Raw genomic sequence first — 2664 nt, 5'->3', positions numbered from 1 at the left:
GATCCGCGCTGCGCAGGACGTCGCAATCGTCCTTGCCTGCAGCGACGGTCGCGCCCGACATCTCGCGGATCTTGTTGACGCCGAACACGTGGTCGTAATGTGCGTGGGTGATCAACACATAGCGCACATCGTCCAGCCGCAAACCGACCGACAGCAATGATTCACGCACTCCGCGCGCCTGCTCGTCGCCGCCCGAGTCAATCAGGATGATGCCGTCGTCGGTTTCGATGGCGTGCACGGCGCTGGGGCTGATTTCCCCGAGCACGTGGACGCCCGGGGCGACGGTCAGGGTTTGGCCCCCCAGCCATTGCGTCGGGTACTGCGTCTTCGAATCGCTGTTCTTTTCCACCGCGGGAACCAGCGTTTCCATCGGTTTGCCCGGCGGAGGCGGTGAGGACGGAGAGCAGCCGGTGGAGGCGATGGTGATGGCCAGGACAACGGGCGCGAACACGAGCTTTGCGACGGTCATCGAAATCGATGCCGGGGCTGCGAGGTCGTCACTTCGTGGTTTCGCCGTCTTCGACAATGGTCAGCTTTTGATTCGATTGAATGGGACCTTCGACCGTCTGCACGATTCCCGAAGGCCAGGTGACGGTGATTTGATCGGCCTGCGTCGCGTCCCCCAAGCCGACATACATCGGCATTCGGCTTTGCGCCAGGTAGCCCGATTTTCCGTCATGGACCGCGATCAGGTTTTTATCCGACAATTGGACATCCACCAAGCAACCGAGCCCATCGCGGTTGGACTGTTTTCCGATTAATTCTACCTGCAGGTAGTTGATGTCGTGTTTGTCGGTCAGATTGTTGGTCAGGACCATCGGGGAGCCGCCGAAATCGTTGGTCACGATGTCCAAATCACCATCGTTTTCGAGGTCAAACACGACGGAGCTGCGCGACCCGATGGCCGCCCAGATTTGCAGTTTGCCGCTGCGGCCATCACAAAGTCGGTGCCCCGCGTCGGCTCCGTCGCAATCCAATGTCATCCACAGATGGGCCGTCCCCTTGGCTCGTGGTTCGATACCCAAGATGAATTCACTGTCCAAGAATCGTTTTCCGTGATCGTTCAAGAGCACGGAATTGATGCCGTAGCGGAAATCGTAACTCATGCTTGCCGTCACAAAGACGTCTTCGAACCCGTCGGCATTCAGGTCGGCCACGCTGATGCCCCAAGGCCAGTAGTTTTCCGCGCCGATTTCGTCGGACACTTCGGTGTAAGCGTCTGATTCGCTCTTCAAATAGAACGCATTTCCGAGGATGTGATTGCCATCGGTGCCCAGCATCGAAACCGGCAGGTTCCGAGTCATCTTCTTCTTTTCGTCTCCGGGAGCCACATTATGGACCATGTCGGTGTGCATGTCTGTGACGTAAAGGTCCAGCTTTTGGTCTCGATTGAAATCAAACACCTTGACACCCATCGAGCCCCAGGCGGTGGCGGGAAACAATTCCCGGCTCTTGTTGACAAAGCCTTTTCCTTGCTGGTTTTCGAAATACTGGTCGTGCCCCTGCATGCTGAGCAGGTAGATGTCGGGCCAACCGTCGTCATTGCCGTCGATCGGTGTCGCGTCCCCGGACCAAGAGACATCTTTGAATCCGACTTGATCGTTCACGTTTTCAAACCGTGCGCCGCCCAAGTTGCGGAACAGGATGTTGGGTTCGGCACGGGCCGGGAACAGGTGGCTGGTAAAGGCTGCTTTGTGTGACAGGTAGTAACCGCCTGGACCGCGCTCTTCGGTTGTGAACTTTCCGACGTTGGTCAGCAGAAGGTCCAGCAAGCCGTCACGGTCATAGTCGAAGAACACCGCCGCGGAGGAGTGTGCGACGTGGTCGAGCCCCGAGCGCTCGGAAACGTCTTCGAATTTTCCCGTTCCATCGTTGAGGAACAATCGATTGGCGGCACGTATGCGGGTGACATAAAGGTCCGCGTCTCCGTCGTTGTCCACGTCGGCGAACGACGCCCCACTCGACACCTCGTCGGCGACGGCAACACCGGCCGACTCGGTGATGTTCTCGAATTTCCCGCCACCCAGGTTGCGATACAGTTCGTTGCTTCCCAATTGGCAGACAAAATAGATGTCCAGCAGCCCGTCCTGGTCGACGTCGGCGACCGCCACCGCGGTGCCGTGATCATAATGGGCCGATTTGAAGTCGCGTTTGACGTCCTCGACGACCTTGTCGCTGAACGTGATGCCGCTGGACGACAGGTCGTCGGTGAATTGGAAATCGCAGGTCACTTCGTAGCCGGATGCCAGCGCCCGCTGGGCTTCGGCCCGCGGTTGCAGCCATGCCGGATCGCGGATATCGCGTGGGACGGAAATTTCGGGCATGCGTTCCAGTCGACTGGGGTCTCGTTGGTCCAACAACGCGCTGATGTCGTCGCGAAGTTTCTGGTTCGCTTCCGGTGACAGGCCTTCGTAGTAACCGCGGATTTTTGAATCTTGGTCGACCAGGACAAACAGCGAACTGTGGGTGATCAGATTGGTCGCGTCCCGGCCGGATTGGACGTCCAGTTTGAACCCGTCTTTACTCAAATCCCAGAGGGTCGCACGGTCGCCGGTCAGAAAGTGCCAGTGCTGGAAATCGGCGTCGGCTCTTGTGCCGTATTCGGCCAGCACCTCGGGCGTATCGAACTCCGGGTCGACGGTGAACGAAACCAGTTCGACCTGG

At 58.5% G+C, this 2664-nt stretch carries 2 protein-coding genes; both read right to left on the bottom strand.

The genetic code is table 11. From position 1 onward, the window contains the following. A partial coding sequence (locus ABX749_RS28870; RefSeq protein WP_372899085.1) for an MBL fold metallo-hydrolase occupies positions 1-469 on the bottom strand: 469 nt, incomplete at its 3' end. 28 nt (positions 470-497) lie between these two features. Next, a partial coding sequence (locus ABX749_RS28865) for an FG-GAP-like repeat-containing protein (RefSeq protein WP_372899084.1) occupies positions 498-2664 on the bottom strand: 2167 nt, incomplete at its 5' end.

Source organism: Stieleria sp., from assembly GCF_041595215.1.
Classification (GTDB): domain Bacteria; phylum Planctomycetota; class Planctomycetia; order Pirellulales; family Pirellulaceae; genus Stieleria; species Stieleria magnilauensis.
This window is presented reverse-complemented; position numbering and strand designations above follow the sequence as displayed.